Origin of the sequence: Burkholderia sp. BCC0397 (assembly GCF_902832865.1) — a bacterium.
Taxonomy (GTDB): Bacteria; Pseudomonadota; Gammaproteobacteria; order Burkholderiales; family Burkholderiaceae; genus Burkholderia.
Genome location: NZ_CADFDL010000006.1, coordinates 409,417 through 426,892, shown reverse-complemented (window position 1 = coordinate 426,892; position 17,476 = coordinate 409,417). Strand labels below are relative to the sequence as shown.

At 66.1% G+C, this 17,476-nt stretch carries 19 protein-coding genes; 8 read left to right on the top strand and 11 right to left on the bottom strand.

The genetic code is table 11. The annotated features are described in order from the left end of the window. The first annotated feature begins 99 nt into the window (after positions 1–99). Entirely contained in the window at positions 100–1,335 is a 1,236-nt protein-coding gene (locus HWX03_RS21290; protein ID WP_244132723.1) for a type II toxin-antitoxin system HipA family toxin, read from the top strand. A gap of 251 nt (positions 1,336–1,586) precedes the next feature. On the opposite strand, the gene HWX03_RS21285 is transcribed toward HWX03_RS21290, so the two are convergent. After that, a complete protein-coding gene (locus HWX03_RS21285) occupies positions 1,587–2,336 on the bottom strand; it encodes an SDR family oxidoreductase (RefSeq protein WP_175872583.1) in 750 nt (249 codons plus the stop codon). Positions 2,337–2,418: 82 nt separating this feature from the next. On the opposite strand from HWX03_RS21285, the gene HWX03_RS21280 reads away from it, so the two are divergent. Beyond that, positions 2,419–3,000: a TetR/AcrR family transcriptional regulator gene (locus HWX03_RS21280; RefSeq protein WP_175872582.1), complete on the top strand. Its 582-nt coding sequence runs from the start codon at positions 2,419–2,421 to the stop codon at positions 2,998–3,000. 232 nt (positions 3,001–3,232) lie between these two features. On the opposite strand, the gene HWX03_RS21275 is transcribed toward HWX03_RS21280, so the two are convergent. The 3 genes from HWX03_RS21275 to HWX03_RS21265 all read right to left on the bottom strand — a co-directional run bounded on the left by HWX03_RS21275 (position 3,233) and on the right by HWX03_RS21265 (position 4,748). Further along, the gene (locus HWX03_RS21275; protein ID WP_175872581.1) at positions 3,233–3,958 is read right to left on the bottom strand and encodes a class I SAM-dependent methyltransferase; all 726 of its coding nucleotides are present in this window, start codon (positions 3,956–3,958) and stop codon (positions 3,233–3,235) included. Positions 3,959–4,077: 119 nt separating this feature from the next. Continuing rightward, on the bottom strand, positions 4,078–4,497 hold the full coding sequence (locus tag HWX03_RS21270) for a type II toxin-antitoxin system VapC family toxin (protein ID WP_175872580.1): 420 nt from the start codon (positions 4,495–4,497) through the stop codon (positions 4,078–4,080). Beyond that, a complete protein-coding gene (locus HWX03_RS21265) occupies positions 4,497–4,748 on the bottom strand; it encodes a type II toxin-antitoxin system Phd/YefM family antitoxin (protein WP_175822744.1) in 252 nt (83 codons plus the stop codon). Before HWX03_RS21265 ends, HWX03_RS21270 begins: the two co-directional genes overlap by 1 nt. A 183-nt stretch (positions 4,749–4,931) precedes the next feature. Between HWX03_RS21265 and HWX03_RS21260 the strand changes: the two genes are divergently transcribed. From HWX03_RS21260 to HWX03_RS21235, 6 genes are all read left to right on the top strand, one after another. Next, entirely contained in the window at positions 4,932–5,936 is a 1,005-nt protein-coding gene (locus HWX03_RS21260; RefSeq protein WP_175872579.1) for a hypothetical protein, read from the top strand. Between the two features lie 440 nt (positions 5,937–6,376). Further along, entirely contained in the window at positions 6,377–7,021 is a 645-nt protein-coding gene (locus HWX03_RS21255; RefSeq protein WP_175822848.1) for an isochorismatase family protein, read from the top strand. A gap of 76 nt (positions 7,022–7,097) precedes the next feature. Beyond that, positions 7,098–7,997: a LysR family transcriptional regulator gene (locus HWX03_RS21250; protein ID WP_175872578.1), complete on the top strand. Its 900-nt coding sequence runs from the start codon at positions 7,098–7,100 to the stop codon at positions 7,995–7,997. Positions 7,998–8,560: 563 nt separating this feature from the next. Next, entirely contained in the window at positions 8,561–9,379 is an 819-nt protein-coding gene (locus tag HWX03_RS21245; RefSeq protein ID WP_175872577.1) for a TlpA disulfide reductase family protein, read from the top strand. Positions 9,380–9,446: 67 nt separating this feature from the next. After that, positions 9,447–10,313 (top strand): ion transporter, encoded by an 867-nt coding sequence (locus HWX03_RS21240; protein ID WP_175872576.1) that lies wholly within the window; start codon positions 9,447–9,449, stop codon positions 10,311–10,313. 204 nt (positions 10,314–10,517) lie between these two features. Continuing rightward, on the top strand, positions 10,518–11,006 hold the full coding sequence (locus tag HWX03_RS21235) for a heme-binding protein (protein ID WP_175872575.1): 489 nt from the start codon (positions 10,518–10,520) through the stop codon (positions 11,004–11,006). Positions 11,007–11,079: 73 nt separating this feature from the next. Here the strand turns inward: HWX03_RS21235 and HWX03_RS21230 are convergent, their stop codons facing one another. The 7 genes from HWX03_RS21230 to HWX03_RS21200 all read right to left on the bottom strand — a co-directional run bounded on the left by HWX03_RS21230 (position 11,080) and on the right by HWX03_RS21200 (position 17,193). After that, entirely contained in the window at positions 11,080–11,751 is a 672-nt protein-coding gene (locus tag HWX03_RS21230; RefSeq protein WP_175872574.1) for an NAAT family transporter, read from the bottom strand. Between the two features lie 373 nt (positions 11,752–12,124). After that, the gene (locus HWX03_RS21225) at positions 12,125–13,141 is read right to left on the bottom strand and encodes a serine protease (protein WP_244132722.1); all 1,017 of its coding nucleotides are present in this window, start codon (positions 13,139–13,141) and stop codon (positions 12,125–12,127) included. A 238-nt stretch (positions 13,142–13,379) separates the two neighbouring features. Further along, a complete protein-coding gene (gene uraH / locus HWX03_RS21220) occupies positions 13,380–13,715 on the bottom strand; it encodes a hydroxyisourate hydrolase (protein WP_175822753.1) in 336 nt (111 codons plus the stop codon). A 43-nt stretch (positions 13,716–13,758) separates the two neighbouring features. Further along, entirely contained in the window at positions 13,759–14,232 is a 474-nt protein-coding gene (locus HWX03_RS21215; RefSeq protein ID WP_175872572.1) for a hydroxyisourate hydrolase, read from the bottom strand. 53 nt (positions 14,233–14,285) lie between these two features. Then, positions 14,286–15,002, bottom strand: coding sequence for an outer membrane beta-barrel protein (locus HWX03_RS21210; RefSeq protein WP_175872571.1), 717 nt, complete (start codon positions 15,000–15,002; stop codon positions 14,286–14,288). Between the two features lie 107 nt (positions 15,003–15,109). After that, positions 15,110–15,754 carry a response regulator gene (locus tag HWX03_RS21205; RefSeq protein ID WP_175872570.1) on the bottom strand — a complete coding sequence of 215 codons (645 nt, stop codon included), beginning with the start codon at positions 15,752–15,754 and terminating at the stop codon, positions 15,110–15,112. After that, positions 15,751–17,193: an ATP-binding protein gene (locus HWX03_RS21200; RefSeq protein ID WP_175872569.1), complete on the bottom strand. Its 1,443-nt coding sequence runs from the start codon at positions 17,191–17,193 to the stop codon at positions 15,751–15,753. Before HWX03_RS21200 ends, HWX03_RS21205 begins: the two co-directional genes overlap by 4 nt. Positions 17,194–17,476: the final 283 nt, after the last annotated feature.

The window sequence follows — 17,476 nt, the reverse complement described above, 5'->3', positions numbered from 1 at the left end:
GCGGCCCGCGGGCCGCTGCCTGACGCGCTACGGTTTGCCTCTTCTTCTTCATCGACATATCCATGACTTTTGCCTCTCATGATATGCCCCGCCCACAAAATGACGGATAGGTCCGTTCGCGAAGATGCCTGGATCTGGCCTCGCGACCTGCATCCCTTCTTCCGACAGAATCTGCCGGAAGGGTTTCTCTTTCAAGTGATTCGCGAGGAGTTCGGCCCTTATCTCGATGGAACCGACCTTTCGCTCCTGGCCATCATCGGCGGCTCCGGAATCGGCCGAGTAACCGTCACACCCGAAGGCGGTACGCCAGGCGGCGAACTCGACTCGCTTGACCTGAAAAGCTTGCTACACGAAGACATCACCACCGCCCGCTTCGCGGAACTTGTTCGGTACTACGCGCGTGCGGCAATTTCCGGCGCCGTGCCCAAATTCCTCGCGCCTGAATCCCCGTCAGTCCAGGCAACGCCAGGCAAGCAAACACTACGCACGAGCCGACACATCATCAAGGGATCCGACGAGCAAACGCCCTATCTCGGTTTCAACGAGCATTACTCGATGCAGGTGCTGGCAAGACTCGGCGTCGCACGAGTAGCGAAGACCACGATGTCGGACGACGGCCGCGTGCTCGTCGTCGACCGGTTCGACATCGACGAACAAGGCAAACCGGCGTTTGGCCTCGAAGACGCTTGTAGCCTGCTTGGCCTGCCTCCGCATGAGAAGTACCGCCCGTCGACCGAACAGGTTCTCAACGCGACAAAGCCCTACATCGGTCCTGCCAATTGGCGAAGAGAGGCAGAGCAGCTCGGCTGGCAACTCATCACCAACTACGTCGTGCGCAACGCGGACTGTCACGCAAAGAACATCGCACTCCTCTACTCAAACATCGACGACGTCATCTACACACCCGCCTATGACATTGTCACCACGGAGGCTTATCCGCGCTTTGCAAACAATCCGCCGGGGCTGAGCATCGACGGTCGAAAAACGTGGGCCCCCGGGAAGACGCTGGAGCGTTTTTTCAACACGCGTCTCGGCATCCCACCGAAGCAATACCGCGAGATGGTCGAAGCACTGTGCGACTCCGCCGTATCGACAGGAAAAGATATCGTCGAAGCAGCAAAAAACGAGACGCGCTGGCATTGGATCGCCAAGCAGATGCTGCACGCATGGAATGAAGGAATGGGATCGCTCCGCAGCGCCAAACCGCAGGTCGCACTCAAAGCGCTCACGCCAGTCATCGAGGCCGCCGGTTTTTCAGACGCCGATCAAGCCGATAACGCGAAAGCGATCATCGGTCGCTCGGAATTGCTGGCAAATCACGACAAGAAACACTGACGTTTGAAAATTTGGACTTGATTGGACAGACGATGTCAGCTCGTGTCCGGCTCAGTTCGGCCATGAGCCGACTACCATCTACGCGATCCGCGCGTCCGCAAGGCGAAGACAAACGGACGCACAGTGCCTCACGCTTGAAGAAATAAATACCCCGAAGCAACTGCGCCCCGACAAGATTCGCTATACCGTCACTCAATCGCCGCGAAAAACGGCCCGTTCGGAGAGAACGATGCGACAGTGACATTGAAGGCTCAAACGGCGAGTGAGCCACCGTCAACGTAGAGTTCGACGCCTGCGATATAGCTGCTTTCGGTCGACGCCAGGAAGAGCACGGCGCGCGCGATCTCATCCGGCCGGCCCAGGCGCCCCATCGGCACGAGTTGCTTCAACATATCTTCGACGCCCGGCCGCGCATCGAGGTAGCTCCGCATCGGGCGTGTCTCGGTCCCGCTCGGGGAGACCACGTTCACGCGGATGCCTCGCTCCTTCAGGTCGGTCGTCCAGCTTCGCGCGAACGACCGCACAGCCGCCTTGCTTGCGTTGTAAAGCGACTGGCCAGGAAAGCCTTTGCTGCCGGCCACCGAGCCATTGAGGACGACAACGCCACCTGACGAAAGTAGCGGCAAAGCCTTCTGCACAGTGAAGAGCATGCCACGCACATTGAGGCCGAAAAGTCGGTCGAAACCCGCCTCGTCGATGGTGCCCAGCGGTCGCGGCTCGACTTCGGCCACGCCTGCATTGGCGAAAACGACGTCGAGTCTGCCGTGGTCGTGCTGGATGCGCTCATAGAGTCGATCGAGGTCGGCGAGGTTACTTGCGTCCCCCTGAACGCCGACGGCACCGTTGCCGATTTCTCGTATCGCCTCGTCTAGTCGACTTTGCCTGCGGCCCATGATGTAGACCCGGGCTCCTTCGTCCGCGAAAAGCCTGGCGCTCGCAAGGCCGATGCCCTCGCTGCCGCCGGTGATCGCCACAACCTTGCCCTCGAAACGCTTTGTCATATGGACCCCTGGGTTAAGTGGAGAATTGCTCCACTTAGTATATGGAGGCATCATCCACTTATCAAGAGAAATCAAGGCAAGGATGAAGAGCAAGCATTCCACGACCGACGAAGCACCGCTGCGTGCCGACGCGGCTCGCAACCGGGAACGCATTCTCGAAGCGGCGGAAGCGCTGTTTCTCGAACGCGGCGCCGAAGCCTCGCTCGACGAGATCGCGAAGCGTGCCAACGTGGGTATCGGCACGCTCTATCGTCGCTTCCCGACGCGCGACGCGCTCCTCGCCGCGACGAGTGATGAGCGCCTCCTGTCACTCGCCGAAGCAAGCCGCGCACGCGACGACAAGCTGGAACCGGACGCTTCCGTACGCGCCTTCGTCAAGGAGCTCGTGAACCACGCGACCCACTATCGCGGGTTGGCTGCGTTGCTGGGAACGGTACTGCAGGAAGGTACCGCTGGCTGTCACGCCGGGCGTGAAGAGGGGCGCCGGCTGCTCCAGCGTGCCCAGATGGCAGGGACGGTTCGCAAGGACGTCTCGGTCGACGATCTCGTGTGCGTGGTCACGGCGATCGCTCTCGCCGTCGAGCAAGGCGGCGCAACGAAATCGCGCGTTGCCCACCTGGTGGACCTCTTCCTCGACGGCATAGGCAATACCCAGGCGGCGTGAAGACATCAACTGCTTTTCGCTTCAAACAGGCAGCACGGGCAGCGATTGGATCTGAAGCGGACATTGGCTGGAGGACAGTGAAGGTCCGCTCGGGGTCGCTTGCCGCCCTTTGCCTCGAAAAGGGTGAGGCCCCTTGCGCCCTGATCTGACTGTGTCTGTCAGATCGCGTCGTCTCGACTTGTACAACTGACGTCCGCCCAATTCAATCCACCGGAACAAGCCCCGGCCGCACTCACCCCAGCGGCCGCGCCTTGATCCACAGAAACAGCGGCACGCGCGCCCACTGCTTCAACTGATCCGTATCGGCGTGATCGGGCGGCGGCTCGCGCAGCGACACGATCGCAAACCCGGCCGCTTCCAGCGCTTCCATATACGCCTGCAGCGGCAGCGACCATCCCGCGAAATGCATCGACAGCCCGTCGCGCGTTTCCACGCCGTCGAAATGCTCGCGCCCGAAATAGCTGCCCGTCAGCACGAACGGCGCGTCGGGCTGCGGCCCGGCAAAGCCGCCGCGATCGCGGAACGGATGCACGAGCGAGATGAACAGCGTGCCGTCGGGCTTCAGCACGCGGCGCGCCTCGTTCAACGCGCGCTGCATGTCGTCGAGATCCATCAGCACGTTGTACGCCATCACGAGATCGAAGCTGGCCGCGTCGAACGGCAGCGCCGCCGCGTCCGCCAGTCGATAGCGATGCGCGGAATCCGCGTGGCGCGCGGCGTCGAGCATCGCGGGCACCGCGTCGCTCGCGGTCACGTCGTAACCGAGCGCCTTCAACTCACGGCTCACGCGACCTTCGCCGCAGCCGATCTCCAGCGCGGCGCCGGCGCCGCGCCCGATGTAGGCCGCGAGCCCCGCGCGATATTTCCAGAACGCATCGTGGCCCGGCTTGCCGGCCCAGTCGATCCATTGGTCGGCGACCCGCGTCCAGTGTTCGGTGATGGCTTTCGTGTCGGTCATGCGTGCTCCCGCCCGGTATGCGTCGTTGGCTCAGGATGCGCATGGTAAGCCGAAGCGGATCGACGCGATTGCGTGCAAGCAGCATCCGATTTCCCTCGGGAGCAAGTCGATTGATTCGCTCAATCCCACGGATTCAGAATCGCGACACCGGTTTCAACAAAATCGGCAACGTTGCGCGTCACGACCGTCATGCCATGCACGATCGCCGTCGCAGCAATGAGCGCGTCCCGCTCGGATCGCCGGTCCGGCACATGGAGCCGTGCGCATCGTTGGGCGACGGCGGTATCGACCGGTAACACGCGCCCAGCGAACTCGGGCAGGACGTGCCCGTCAAGCCATGCCCTGAGAAGCGCCCCCTGTTCCGCGTCTCTGCGCTCGACCTGCAAGACGCCTGTCCCCAGCTCCATGATCGTGATGGCCGAGACAAACAACACCGACGCATCGACGGTCGAACACCAGGCCACCACGTTCCTGTCCGCCTTGCCCGCCCGCACTTTCCGGAGTTCCGAAACCACATGGGTATCGAGAACGAACATCATCAGAAATCGACCTCTTTGATCTTGACGTTTGCGCGCGGCGGGTCGAACTCGATGTCCTCGACACCCGGCATAGCGAGCGAGTCGGCAATGTTGCGCCGCTGCCGGGTGAGGCGCTGGTATTCCTCGAAACTCAGCAGCACATGGGCCGGCCTGCCGCGATCGGTGATGAACACGGGGCCGTCCTTTGTCGCCTTCTTTGCTTTGGTCACGTCCTGGTTGAGTTCACGACTCGAAAGCGTGGTGATGGTCACGATGAACTCCTGGAAACCATAAATGTAGGTATGTTACTACAATACATGATTCCGTGCCATTCCTCGCCCTGTACGGCGGGTTCCTCGCGATGCCTGTAGCAACGTCCTACAGTTACGAGAAACAACCCGCACCGCCGCGCATCGCCCCGCTCGACGATGCGCACCCGATTCCGAGGAAAGCCCATGCCGAGTATCTTCGCCGCACCCGCCGACGCCCCGCCAAGCCCCGTCGCGGCGGAAACGCGCTTGGTGCACGACGTGGCGACGCTGAAGCTGTCCGACTACCGCTCGGCGGACGGCGCGTCGTGGGTCATCTCGACCATCACGCCTGCCGCGGACAGCGGCGAGAACGTCACCGGCACGACGTATTTCGACACCGCGAAAGGCAGGACCGTCCCGGTGCCCGACGCGCGCCGCCGCTATGCGAATCGCGGTACGTGGCAGGTCGTCGCGAGTTCGAGTCCTGCCGTGCCTGCGACGGGCCGCTACGACTGGCTCACGCTCGCGTGGCTGCCGATCAACCGGCGCCCGCTGCCGCAAACGCCCGAGCACCTGTATTCGCCGTTCATTCGCGGCGGCACGATCGTCTATCGCTGGAATCCGGCCGCGGAAGGCGGCGAGCAGTTCGGCAACGTGCGGATGATCTTTCCCGAGTGGGCGCAGCAGGTGGCCGATGCGTTGCGGTCCGCGCCCGCTGCGGCGCAGGACGGCGCGTCGTCGGCCCCACCACCGGCGCTCGACCGCCTGAAAGCAGACACGAACCCGATGACCGCCGTGCTCGACTTCGGCGATGCGCTGCGCGAGGAGCCGGCGGAACGGATCATTGCACGGCTGCCTGCGCTGCTGCGGGTGAAGGACCGTCATGAACTATCGGCGATCGTATTCCTGTGCCTGTCCGCGGCGCGCGATGAAGACCGGCCACGCTTCGTCGAAACGATCGACGCAACGATCGCGGCAACCGACGACCGCGCCCGCCTGCTGGCGATCGCGTATGGCGCGTTCGCCGCGGGGCGGACACAACCGGTTCCATTCCGCGACAGGTCGCTGAATGCGCTCATCAACGACGTATTCGGCGCGCTGAAACAGCGGACGGCGGCGCTCGGCGTGCCGGTCGGCGAAGGGACGCAGTGGTACGAGTTCTTTACGGCGTATCGGCTGGGTGAAGCGGGGCCGGACAACGGCTCGTGACGCTGACGGCACGGTACATCCCCCTTTCCGTACGCCAGCGCGCAACGTAAAAATCCGCCGCTGCATGCAGCAGCAACGGCGTCCAGCGCTTGCTGCTCGTTTCGCTCCCGCCTGTCTCCCTGCGCTCGATAAGACCAGTCCTACGAGAATTCCCTCCTGAATCAGCCGGAACCGAATGATCGGTGCGCGCCTGTTTTTTACTCTTGTATGACGCACTGACGAACAGACAACGATCCGTCGTTCGCACAACGCCTCGCCCGACAGCGGTCCCGCGCGATTCGTTCGCCATCTGCACAGGTGATGTTTCCTCGACGGTGGCGCGGTTTCGCCTCGATGTCCCTATAGTTCGAATCACTCGATATTTCCACAGGAGCGTTCTCATGTTTGCATTCTCGATCCGAAACCTCGCCCGCTACGCCGTCATCGCGTCGGCCGCCACCATGCTGCCGACCGCCGAGGCCGCATCCAGCCTGGCCGCCACGCCGACGATCCGTGCGATGGCCGGCGCGCAACCGATCGACCATCTCGATCCGAAGACGACCGCGCTCGTCGTCATCGATTTCCAGAACGAATACCTGAACGGCAGGATGCCGATCGCCGACGTTCAACAGGCGATGGCCAACGCGAAGCGCTTGATCGACTTCGCGGATCGCAACGGCATGCGCGTCTACCAGGTCCAGCACATCGCGCCGGCCGGCTCGGCGGTGTTCGCACTCGGCGGCAAGACCGTCGAGTTCATTCCGGAGATGAAGCCGCGCGCGAAGGACACTGTCGTGCAAAAGGAAACGGTCAGCGTGTTCGCGAGCACCGATATCGACAAGCGCCTGAAGGCGGACGGCATCAAGACGCTGGTGATCGCGGGCCTGATGACGCATGCGTGTGTCGCAGGCGCCGCACGCGATGCCGCGCCGCTCGGCTACAACGTCGTGGTAGCATCCGACGCCTCTGCGACGCGCGCCATCGCACGCGCGAACGGCCAGTCGATCGACAAGGACACGCTGCACCGCGCTGCGCTCGCCGAGATCGAAGACACGTTCGGCGACGTGAAGACGACGGCCGACATCCTCGCACTGCCGCTACGCTGATCGGTCGCTACATCGCGCCCGCCGAAGCGGGTGCGGCAGCCCCGATCACCGCTTCTTCCGCGCACCGGAGCCCGACATGGATCAACTGCTTGCGATGCGCGTCTATCGAAGTCTCGTCGAAGCGAAAGGATTCTCGACCGCGGCCGATCGGCTCGACACGACCCATTCGACCGTATCGCGCCAGTTGAAACTGCTCGAAGCCAGCCTCAGTGTTCAACTCGTCAACCGCAATACGCGTCACTTCTCGCTGACGCCTGCGGGCGAGCGCTACTACGATGCGTGCGTCGAGATCCTCGAACGCGTCGCCGCGGCGGCGGAAGACGTCACCGACACGCCTGGCCGGCCGTCAGGTGTGTTACGCGTCAGCATGCCGTTGTCGGTCGGCACACTGGAAATGCCTGCGTGGTTGCCCGCGTTCCGCAATGCCTACCCTGACATTCGCCTCGACGTGTCGTGCAGCGACCGCTTCGTCAATCTGATCGGCGAAGGGTTCGACGTCGCGCTACGCATCACCAGCGAACTGCCGGACTCCGATCTCGTCGCGAAAACCCTCGCGATCTCCGACGAAATTCTCGTCGCGTCGCCGGACTATGTCGCGCGTCGAGGCCTGCCGCGCACAGCTGCCGAACTGGCAAAACACGATCTGCTCGCCTACAGCGGCGGCGACCGCACCAACTGGCGCGTCACGCCGCCGAACGGCGCCGTCGTCGTGATCCCGCTCGACAGCCCGCTGCGCATCGACGCAATCACCGCGCTGCATGCGGCGACGATCGGCGGGCTCGGCATCGGCGCATTCACGTACCACACGGTGTGCAACGACATCGCACACGGGCGGCTCGCCCCGATCCTGCCCGGCCATACGCTGGCGAAGCGCCGCTACTACGTGCTGTATCCGAAATCCCGGCATGTGCCGCCGAAGGTGCGTGCATTCGTCGATTTCGTGTCGACGTTGTACGACGGGCAGACTATTGCGTGACGCTCGTACAGCCAATAGATTCGGTGTCGCCATGAAGCGTAGCCTCAATTGCCGCGTCAGGACGGGTATGGACCTCACCGGTTGCGAACCGGCGTCAGGCAATGCGCGAGTGAATGCCCTGTGCTCGCATCTGGCAGCGTTCCTATTCCGTTAAATCAGCCGATATGCACCGGAGTGCGGCCGCGCCCACCGACCGCCACAAGGCATTCACGCGCGCGCGCATGACGATGAAAAAGCGGCCGCTCGCGAGCGGAGCGGCCGTCAAGGAGAGATCCCTATGCGGGATACCGGCGGACACCACACCAGACCGGCCTGCGTATTGTTGATGAACGATCTGCCGCTGACCATCAGACCGGTCTGATTCGCTGCATGTCGACGTGAACAACATGCAGTCCTGAGCTACCCGCGCGTATATCACGATCCGCAACACGCCGTTACGTTCTCGAAGGGAACCCCCATACGCGGCAACCGGTCGAAACGCCGCACGACCGTCGACGGCTTCGTCGCCGCGGCGGACAATCCCGTCTCCTGCCCCGCTCGATCACGTCCATTCTTCCTATTTCATGCTGAGCATCGGTCCCTTCTCGATCCGCGTCGTCGCGGTAGCCGTCGCCGCGCTGCTGGCGTGGCTCGTCGCGCGCTTCATCCAGCGCCGTCCGCCCGACGGGCATCACAAGACCGCGTCGAGCCTGATCCTCGACGCGCTGCTGCTCGGGTTGATCGCCGCGCGGGTCGGTTATGTCGCGCAATGGTGGCCGGACTATGCGGCGTCGCCGCGCGCGATCGTCGCGCTCGGCGACGGCGGCTTCGATGCGCGCATCGGTATCGCGGCCGCGCTGGTGTTCGCCGGCTGGCGCCTGCGCCGCCTGCGCCGCCTGCCCGCGCTGCGTCGGCCTGTGCTGGCCGGCATCGTCGCGGGCCTCGGTGCGTGGGGCATCGCGCAAGGCACGCTGGCAACGTTGCAACGCAGCGCGCCGCCGCTTGCCGCGATGCCGCTCCAGACGCTCGATTCAACACCCGTGTTGCCGGCGGGCTTCGTCGGCAAGCCGGTCGTCGTGAACCTGTGGGCGACGTGGTGCGCGCCGTGCCGCCGCGAGATGCCGATCCTCGAACAGGCGCAGCGCGACCATCCGGGCCTCACGGTGCTGATGCTCAACCAGGGGGAAAACGCGCAAGCCGTGCGCGCGTTCCTCGAACAGCAGGGCCTGCGCTTCGATCACGTGCTGCTCGATCCTTCGCTGCACGCGATGCACGCGTACGGCTCGCGCGGGCTGCCGACCACGTTGTTCTTCAACGCGAAAGGCGAACTCGTCGAATCGCACATGGGCGAGCTGACCGCCGCGCGGCTGAAGGACACCGTCACGCAACGGTTCGGGCAGTAACGCCCGCCACGCCGGAATCAGACTCGTCCGATAGGCCCTGCGATACGCGGTCCGTACACTCGGGCGCATGATTTCGCTGATCCAGTCCTCCTTCGATACGGCGCGCGATGCCGTCACGCATGTCGCACGCCGCCCTTCGTTCCTGCGCAAGCTCGACATCGCGGTGCTCGCGCTCATCGTCGCGAGCGTACTCGTCGTGATGGCCGACAGCGTGCAGGAGCTGCACCAGCAATACGGCCACGCGCTCTACGCGGCCGAATGGGTGTTCACGCTGCTGTTCTCGGCCGAGTACCTGCTGCGCCTGTGCACCGCGAAGAAGCCGGCCGCGTATGCGCGCAGCTTCTTCGGCATCGTCGATCTCGTCTCGGTGCTGCCGACCTATCTCGCGTTCTTCTTCCCCGGCCTGCACGCGCTGATCGACGTGCGGCTGCTGCGTCTGCTGCGCGTGTTCCGCATCCTCGGGTTGTCGATCTATCTCGAGGAAGGGCAGATGCTGATCCGGGCGCTCACGCGCGCACGGCGCAAGATCTTCGTGTTCATCGGCGGGATGTTCGTGCTCGTCGTGATTCTCGGTACCGTGATCTTTCTCGTTGAAGGGCCGGAGCACGGGATCACAAGCATTCCGGTGGGCGTCTACTGGGCGGCGGTGACGATGAGCACGACCGGCTACGGCGACCTGACGCCCGTCACGCCGCTCGGCCGGTTGATCACGTCGTGCGCGATCCTGCTCGGCTACGGGATCATCGCGTTTCCGACCGGGATCATGGGCGCCGAGCTGGTTGCATCGGCGCTGGAGCGCACCCGGGCGAACGCGCGGCCGGCCGATGGCGCCGGGCCGTGCTGCCCGCATTGCGGCGGCGCGCTCCCGGTGCAAGGCGCGCCGAATACCAACGCGCACGGCGGCGTGCCCGCCAAGGGCCGCGACGCGCGATAGGCGCCGCAAGAATAAGCCCCGTCCTATTTAGCTTCCCTCTCCGCTGGCCGACACTGCACGCATCGAGCGGGTCGACCACGACCGATTGCCCGGGCTGGAACGGCCTGCGCATCGGTCGCGATCGCCGCGGTTGTCATGAAAGTTCGCATGAAGCCGCACGCGCAATGCCTCGCTCGCATCCCGTCATTTCATTGAGGAGTTCATATGATCATTCGCGCTACCCTGGCGACGCTCGTCGCCGCCACGCTGACGACCGCCGCTTCCGCGCAGGTACTTCAGGAGAAAAACCTGCCGCTGAATCTCGCCGCCGACATCGCGCAGCAGACGATCCAGGCCTGCTCGGCCAGCGGCTACAACGTGACGGTCACGGTGGTCGACCGCAGCGGTATCGAGCGCGCGGTGCTGCGCGGCGACAACGCGGGGCTGCATACGGTGGACGCGTCGAAGCGCAAGGCCTATACCGCGCTGTCGACGAAAACGCCGACCGCCACGCTGGCCACGAACCTGCAGAAGAACCCGGCCGCCGCGCAGATGACGGCCATCGACGGCTTCCTCGTGCTCGGCGGCGGCGTGCCGATCAAGGCCGGCGATGAGGTGATCGGCGCCGTGGGTGTCGGCGGGGCGCCGGGCGGGCATCTCGACGAAGCCTGTGCGCTGCAGGGGATTGCGCGGGTACAGGCGAAGCTGCTGTAACGCGACGGGCCGTTCCTTGACGGAGCGGCTTTTTTTATCGGGCGCCGGCAAAGACCGTGAATGCGCCCGCCCCTCACCCCGCCTGCCCGCCCAGCATCTGCACGAACGCGGCCAATCCCGTCAGCATGATCTGCACGCCCACGCACAGCAGCAGGAACGCGGACACGCGCATCGCGACCTTCGTCCCTTCGCTGCCGAGATAACGCGCGAGCGTCGTCGCGCGGCTGTAGATCTGCCAGATCGCGAACCCGACGAGCGCCGCGACCGCCACCGACACGACACCAGACAACAGGTAATCGCTCGCCGTATGCGCACGATTGGCATGCAGCGCGATGCCGGCCGCGATCGAGCCGGGGCCGATCGTCAGCGGCACCGTCAGCGGAAAGAACGCGCGCGACATCAGCTTCTGCAGATCGTCGCCATGCATGGCGACGTCGCCGCCGGCCGGTACGTCCGGCGCGTTCAGCATCGACCAGCCGGCCACCGCCACCGCGAAGCCGCCGCCGATCCGCAGCGCCTCCATCGAGATCCCGAAGAAGTTCAGCACCGGCGCGCCGACGAAGAAGATCACGAGCAGCGTGAAGAACACGTTCGTCGCGAGCTGCTTCGACAGGATCGCGCGCTCGGCTTCGGTCAGCGATTGCGTGCGTTCGAGAAACACGAACGCCATGCCGAACGGGTTGATGATGCCGATCAGGCCCGTGAAGCCGAACAGGATTTCAGGGATCAGGCGGTCGATCTGCATCGCGGTCGTGCGCTCCGGTAACGAACGGGAATAAAAAAGCGGCCAGTCGAGAAGACCGGCCGCGAAAAGGAGATATCTCCATGATCCGGCACGCGTTCACGTGCCAGGCCGCAGAAATCCCATTGTCACGAAAACGAACGGCGCTGGAAATCAGTCGCGTCCGATTCTGCATGCAGGGTGGGCGTGGCGTGCGGCGAGAACCGTCGACACTGCCGGGCGACCTGGCGCGCCGTCACGATTGCGTGCCGTCGGCCACACGATGCAGGCAAAAAATGCGGCCGGTCGGAAGGAGCGGCCGCTCAAGAGAGGAGAACTTTCCGCGCATCGATTCGGCGCTGCCGCGCGCATGCGCGGCCTGCCGGGAATCGACGCGTCACTGTCCGATCAACCGCGTATGACTCGGCAGCTCGACCGAGAGATCGGTACCGCCCGCAGCCGACCGCGACGTATCGCGTGTCGCGGCGAGCCATTGCGTGAACTCGGCGGCCGTCATGCCGACGGCCTGGGCCGAACTCGATACCGGCGCGGCCGCCGGCGTATCGGCCGCTCGGGCAGCCGACTGCGCATGCGGCGGAGCGCCGCGCGCCGCAATCGCCGCGGGTTGCGCGGCAGGCGCGTTCGCGTTCGATCCCGCCTGACGCGCCGTCTTGCCGCGCGACGGCGCGGCGGACTTCGCCGCCGGTTTCGCCGCCGGGCGTGCGGCCTCCACAACCGGCTTGCGCGCCGACGCGCCACGATCGGCACGCGGCGCCGCGGCTTCCGCGACGACGGCATTCGACGCCACCGCCATCGCAATCGCCACCGGCTCACCCGCCGCCCCGCTACCCGCGACGTGCAACGCACGCGCTTCCGCGGACGCGGTTTCCGCCACCACCGTCGCGGCGGCCTTCATCTGCGCATCCGTCGGCGCCGCACGGTCCGCCCGCACGATCGCGACTTCCGCCGCGTGGCCGGTTGCCCGCGCCACTTCCGTCGCCGCGACGGCGGCCGTCGGCGCAGCCGCGATCGCAGCCGAATAAGCCGAGTCGTGCTCCGCCGCATGCTGGCGCTCGTCGACCAGATGCGTCGCGAGAATGCACGTCGCGCCGAACAGCGCGCACGCCATCAGCGTGAGCCGCCAGCGGCGGCGCAGCGGATGCGGGCGCACCCATGCGCGGTTGTCGGAGCCGAAGTCGGCCGCGCGAACGACATTGACGGGCCGCGCGGCGCTGGCGACGTGGCCGCCGCCCGCCGCAGGCGTTGGCACGCGAGGCGCGCCGTAGATATCGAATACGTGTTGCCGCGCTCGTCGGCTCGCCACGAACGGCCGGCGTCGCCGGCCGTACGGCGGCGGCACATCCGAGAACGGATGCGCGAGCGGAATCGCGTAATGCCCGGTGATGTCCTGCATGCTCATGATGTCGACGACGCATTGCGCGACATCCGCCGCGGCAATCCGTGCTCCCGTAGTTGAACGAATGGCTTCGAGTATCGCCGCCGCACCGGTTCCGGTAAATCGGACGGCGTCACCTTCAGTCCGATCCGGCGGTCAGCCTGGTCCTACCGCTGCCCGGGCGGTCGAACGGACGGCGCCTCCCCGCGCGAGCCCTGCGTCGAACCCACGCGCCCTCGCGCCGTCCGTCGACCGTTCAACTGCCGCGATACGTCGACACGTACCACGGCGAACACAGCAGCGGCACGTGATAGTGCTGCGCAGGGTCGGTCACCGTGAAGCGCACCGGCACGACGTCCAGCAACGCATCCGCCTGCATGAAATACTCGCCGAGATGAAACCGCAGCTCGAAGTCGCCGCTGCGCGCGAGATCGCCGTCGAGCATCGGCGCGTCGTTGCGACCGTCCGCGTTGCTGGCCGCGCGTGCGACGAGCAGCGGCGGCGTCTCGCCCATGTCGTAGAGCTCGATGCGCACGCCGACCAACGGCTTGCCGCTCGCGATATCGAGCACGTGCGTGCTGATGCCTGTCATGTCGTGTCCTTTCGCGATGGCGTAATCGCGTGCGTGACATGCGTCACGTGCCGCGATACACCGTGTAACTCCACGGCCCGAACTGCACCGGAAGATGCAGCCGTTCGTCGCCGCGTGCGATCCGGAAGCGGATCGGCACGACGGTCAAGAACGGCGACTGCACATTGCGTGTGCGGAAGTACTCGCCGACATGCAGCATCAGCGTGTACGTGCCCGCGCGATACGCGTCGCCGGCCAGCAGCGGTGCGCCGGTGCCGCCGCGCGCATCGACGGCAGCGGTGCGCAGCGGCACGTCGTGCGCGCCGTCGACACGCGACAGCTCGACGCGCATGCCTTCGGCCGCGACGCCGTGCAACATGTCGACGATCCGCACCGTCAGGTCGGGCGACGCGTCGCGCCGTACACCGCGCGCATTGCGCGGCGCGGGCTGCGCGTCAGCCGCCCACGCGGGCACGGCGGCCAGCGCGGCCGTCGCCAGCACGAGCCTGCGTCGCCCCGAATCGATCATGTCCTTCATGCGATGCGCCTCCTCGCGCGGGTACGCCGACGGCCTGCCCGTTCGCTCATCCATCAGAACCGGCCGCGCAGGCCGATGAACACTTCGTTCGACGACAGCTTCGACTTCAGTTGTTCGTCGCGCGCGTTGATGCGGTTCGCGAACGTGTTGAAGCCGGTCTCGACGTTGCCCATGTCGACATAGCGATACCCGAGGTCGATCGAGAAGCGCTTGTTGATCGCATAGCTGACGCCCGCGCCGGCCGAGTACGCGAGGTTGGTTTGCGTCTTCGACGCGAAGCGGCGCGTATCGTTGGTCTGCCAGCCGTCGGCCGACACGATCGCGACACCGATGCCGAGCGTGCCGTACACGGAGAAGCCGCGGCCGAGGTCGAAATCCTTGTAGCCGTTCAGCATCAGGCGCTGCGCCGACACGTGGAATTCGTTCGCGTTCGCGTCGAACGGCGCCCAGTAGCTGGTGAAGTTGTTGGTGCGCTTGAACACGTATTCGCCTTCCGCGCGCCAGCCGTTGCCGAACTGGTAGCCGAGGCCGAGCGAGCCGGTGACGTTCGAGCCCGTCTCCGGGCCGCCGACGCGGCTCGCGACGCGCGGGCTCGTCAGCTCCATGTTCACCGCGTTGTCGAACGCGCCGATGACGCGGCCCGTCGCGTAGTAGCCGGCGTCGCTCGCGTCGGCGGCCTTCTTCGTCTCCGGCACGGCGACGGCATCGGCAAAGGCGGTGCCCGAGAACAGCAGGGCGAGCGTGGACGGCAGGGCAAAGCGCTTGATCATGATGAATCGAATCCTTGACGATGAATGACTTGTCGGAGAAGCCGTCATCGTAGGAATCGCGCCGTGATCGTTGAACCCGTTCGGCTACGGGTTGCGCCTCCGTAGCGCTACGGAGGCGAGCCGCCCGCGAGCGCTGCATAGTCGCGCACGAGCTCGACCAGCGACGCGGCCCGCAGCTTGTCGAACACGTTCGCGCGATAGGTCTCGACGGTGCGCGGCGACAGCCCGAGTTCGCGGGCGATCTCCTTGTTGCTGCCGCCGCGCACGATCCCGTCCAGCACCTCGCGTTCGCGCGCGCTGAGCGTCGCGAGGCGGGCCACGCGGGTCTGGTCGGCGTCGTCCTGGCCGCGCTGCGCGGCCTGCCGGCGCAGCGCTTGCTGCACCGTGTCGATCAGCTCGTCGTCGTCCACCGGCTTGCGCAGGAAATCGAGCGCGCCGCGCTTGAACGCGCGCCGGCATGCGTCGACGTTGCCGTGGCCCGTCATCACGATCACCGGCAGGTCGCGGCGCGCGCGCAGCGCGTCGAGCGCATCGAGGCCGCTCATCCCCGGCATCCGGATGTCGAGCAGCACGCAGCCGAGCGCCGCGTCGTCCGCATCGGCGAGAAAGGCCGATGCGTCCGCGTAGCAGCGCGTCGCCACGCCCACCGTGCGCAGCAGCAACGCGAGGCCGTCGCGCACAGCTTCGTCGTCGTCGACGATCGCGACCACCGACGCGTCGCGCGCCGCATGCAGTTGAAGCGAATCGTTCATGCGGCCTCCCCGGCCAGCGGCAGCAGCAACGCGGCCTCGACCCCGCCCGACGGCAGATTGCGCACCGTCAGCGTGCCGTCCTGCCGCTGCGCGAGCGTGTCGCACAGCGGCAGCCCGAGGCCAAGCCCGCGCGCCCGCGTCGTGAAGAACGGTTCGAACAGGCGCGGCAGCACGTCGTCCGGCACGCCGGGGCCGTTGTCGGTCACGCTGAAACGGTAATGCCGGCCGACGCGCGCGCCGCTGACGCGGATCTCGCCGCGCGACGCGCCAACACCGGCGCCGGCCAGCGCGTCGCGCGCGTTCTGGATCAGGTTGTGCAGGATCTGCTCGACCGCGATCGGCTCGGCGAACGGCCGCTCGCGCGCGGCCGCGTTGTGCCAGCCGAGCGCGATGTGCTCGCGCGCGCATTCGTCGCGGTACAGGAACAGCAGCGTATTCATGATCGCATCGGGATCGAGCGGGCGGCGCTCGCCGCCATGCGCGGTGGTCACCGCTTCGCGCATGCGTTCCAGGATCGCCGCCGCGCGCTTCGCCTGCGCGACGCTCGTCTGCAGCGCGCGGCGCACGCTGTCGCGCTCGGCCGGTTGATCCAGCATGCGTTCGGCCGCACGCGTATGGCTGACGATCGCGGCCAGCGGCTGATTCAGCTCGTGCGCGAGGCCGGCCGCCATTTCGCCGAAGGTGTCGAGACGACCGAAGCGGTCGAGACGCGCACGCGCATCCTCGCGCCGCCGCGCCTCGCGCAGCCGCCACGCGCCGAGCGCGCCCGCCGCGAGCAGCGCCGCCACCGCGTTCCACAGCGCGATCGGCAGCCACGGCAAATCGGCGGCCGTCAGCGTGCGCGTGGTGCGCAGCACGAACGCCTGCGGCTGCGCGGGCAAATGTTTCTCGAGATGCATCGTCCATAACGGCGTCGCGTCGCCGCTCACGCGCTGCAGCAGCTCGACGCGGCGGTCGCGCAACTCGAGCGTCGCCGATGAAATCGCCGTCGACCAATCACCCGGCTGCAGCATCTGGCCCGGATCGACGCGCACGGCCCAGCCGGTCCCCGCGACGAGCCAGTACGCGACGGGGCCGTCGAACGCGAGCATGAACGGCTTGCCGGGCCGCTGCTGCGGCAATGCGTCGGGAACCGGCCCGCGGTCGGTCTGCCAGCCCGCGCCGGGCCGCCAGTAGGCGAGCCCGTCGAGCTGCGGCATCCGCTCACGCAGGTTGTCGAGCATGTGCGCGGGCGGCGCGGCCAGCGACGACGCGCCGAGCGTCGCGAGGATCGCCTCGTGCTGCGCGGCCTTCTGCGCGAGCAGGCGGATCGTGATGCTCGAATCCTGGAAGAAGCGGCCGTACGCGTCGGACACGGCGCGCGAGATGACGAACGCGGTGCCGGCGAGGCTCAGTGCGAGCCACGCGGCCAGTGCGGCGATTCGGAAAGACGGTTTCATGTTCGATGGCAAGCCGGAAAGCGCGCCGGTGCACAACACGAGACGATTGCCGCACCCAGCGCCGGGTTGCCGTCATTGTCGGCAAATCGACACGGCCCGTGGTCCGAATCCGGTTATGCCGGATGTCAGCCCAGTCCCAAACCGCCGCGGCACCGATTGCACCGCGTGAATTTCAGACTGGGCTGATGTTCTTCACACGCCGAACCGACCAGAATCGGCTTGCTTGTTCTCCGTTGCCTCCTGGAGTACAGGCTCCATAGTCGATACTTTTCCCGCCGCCCCC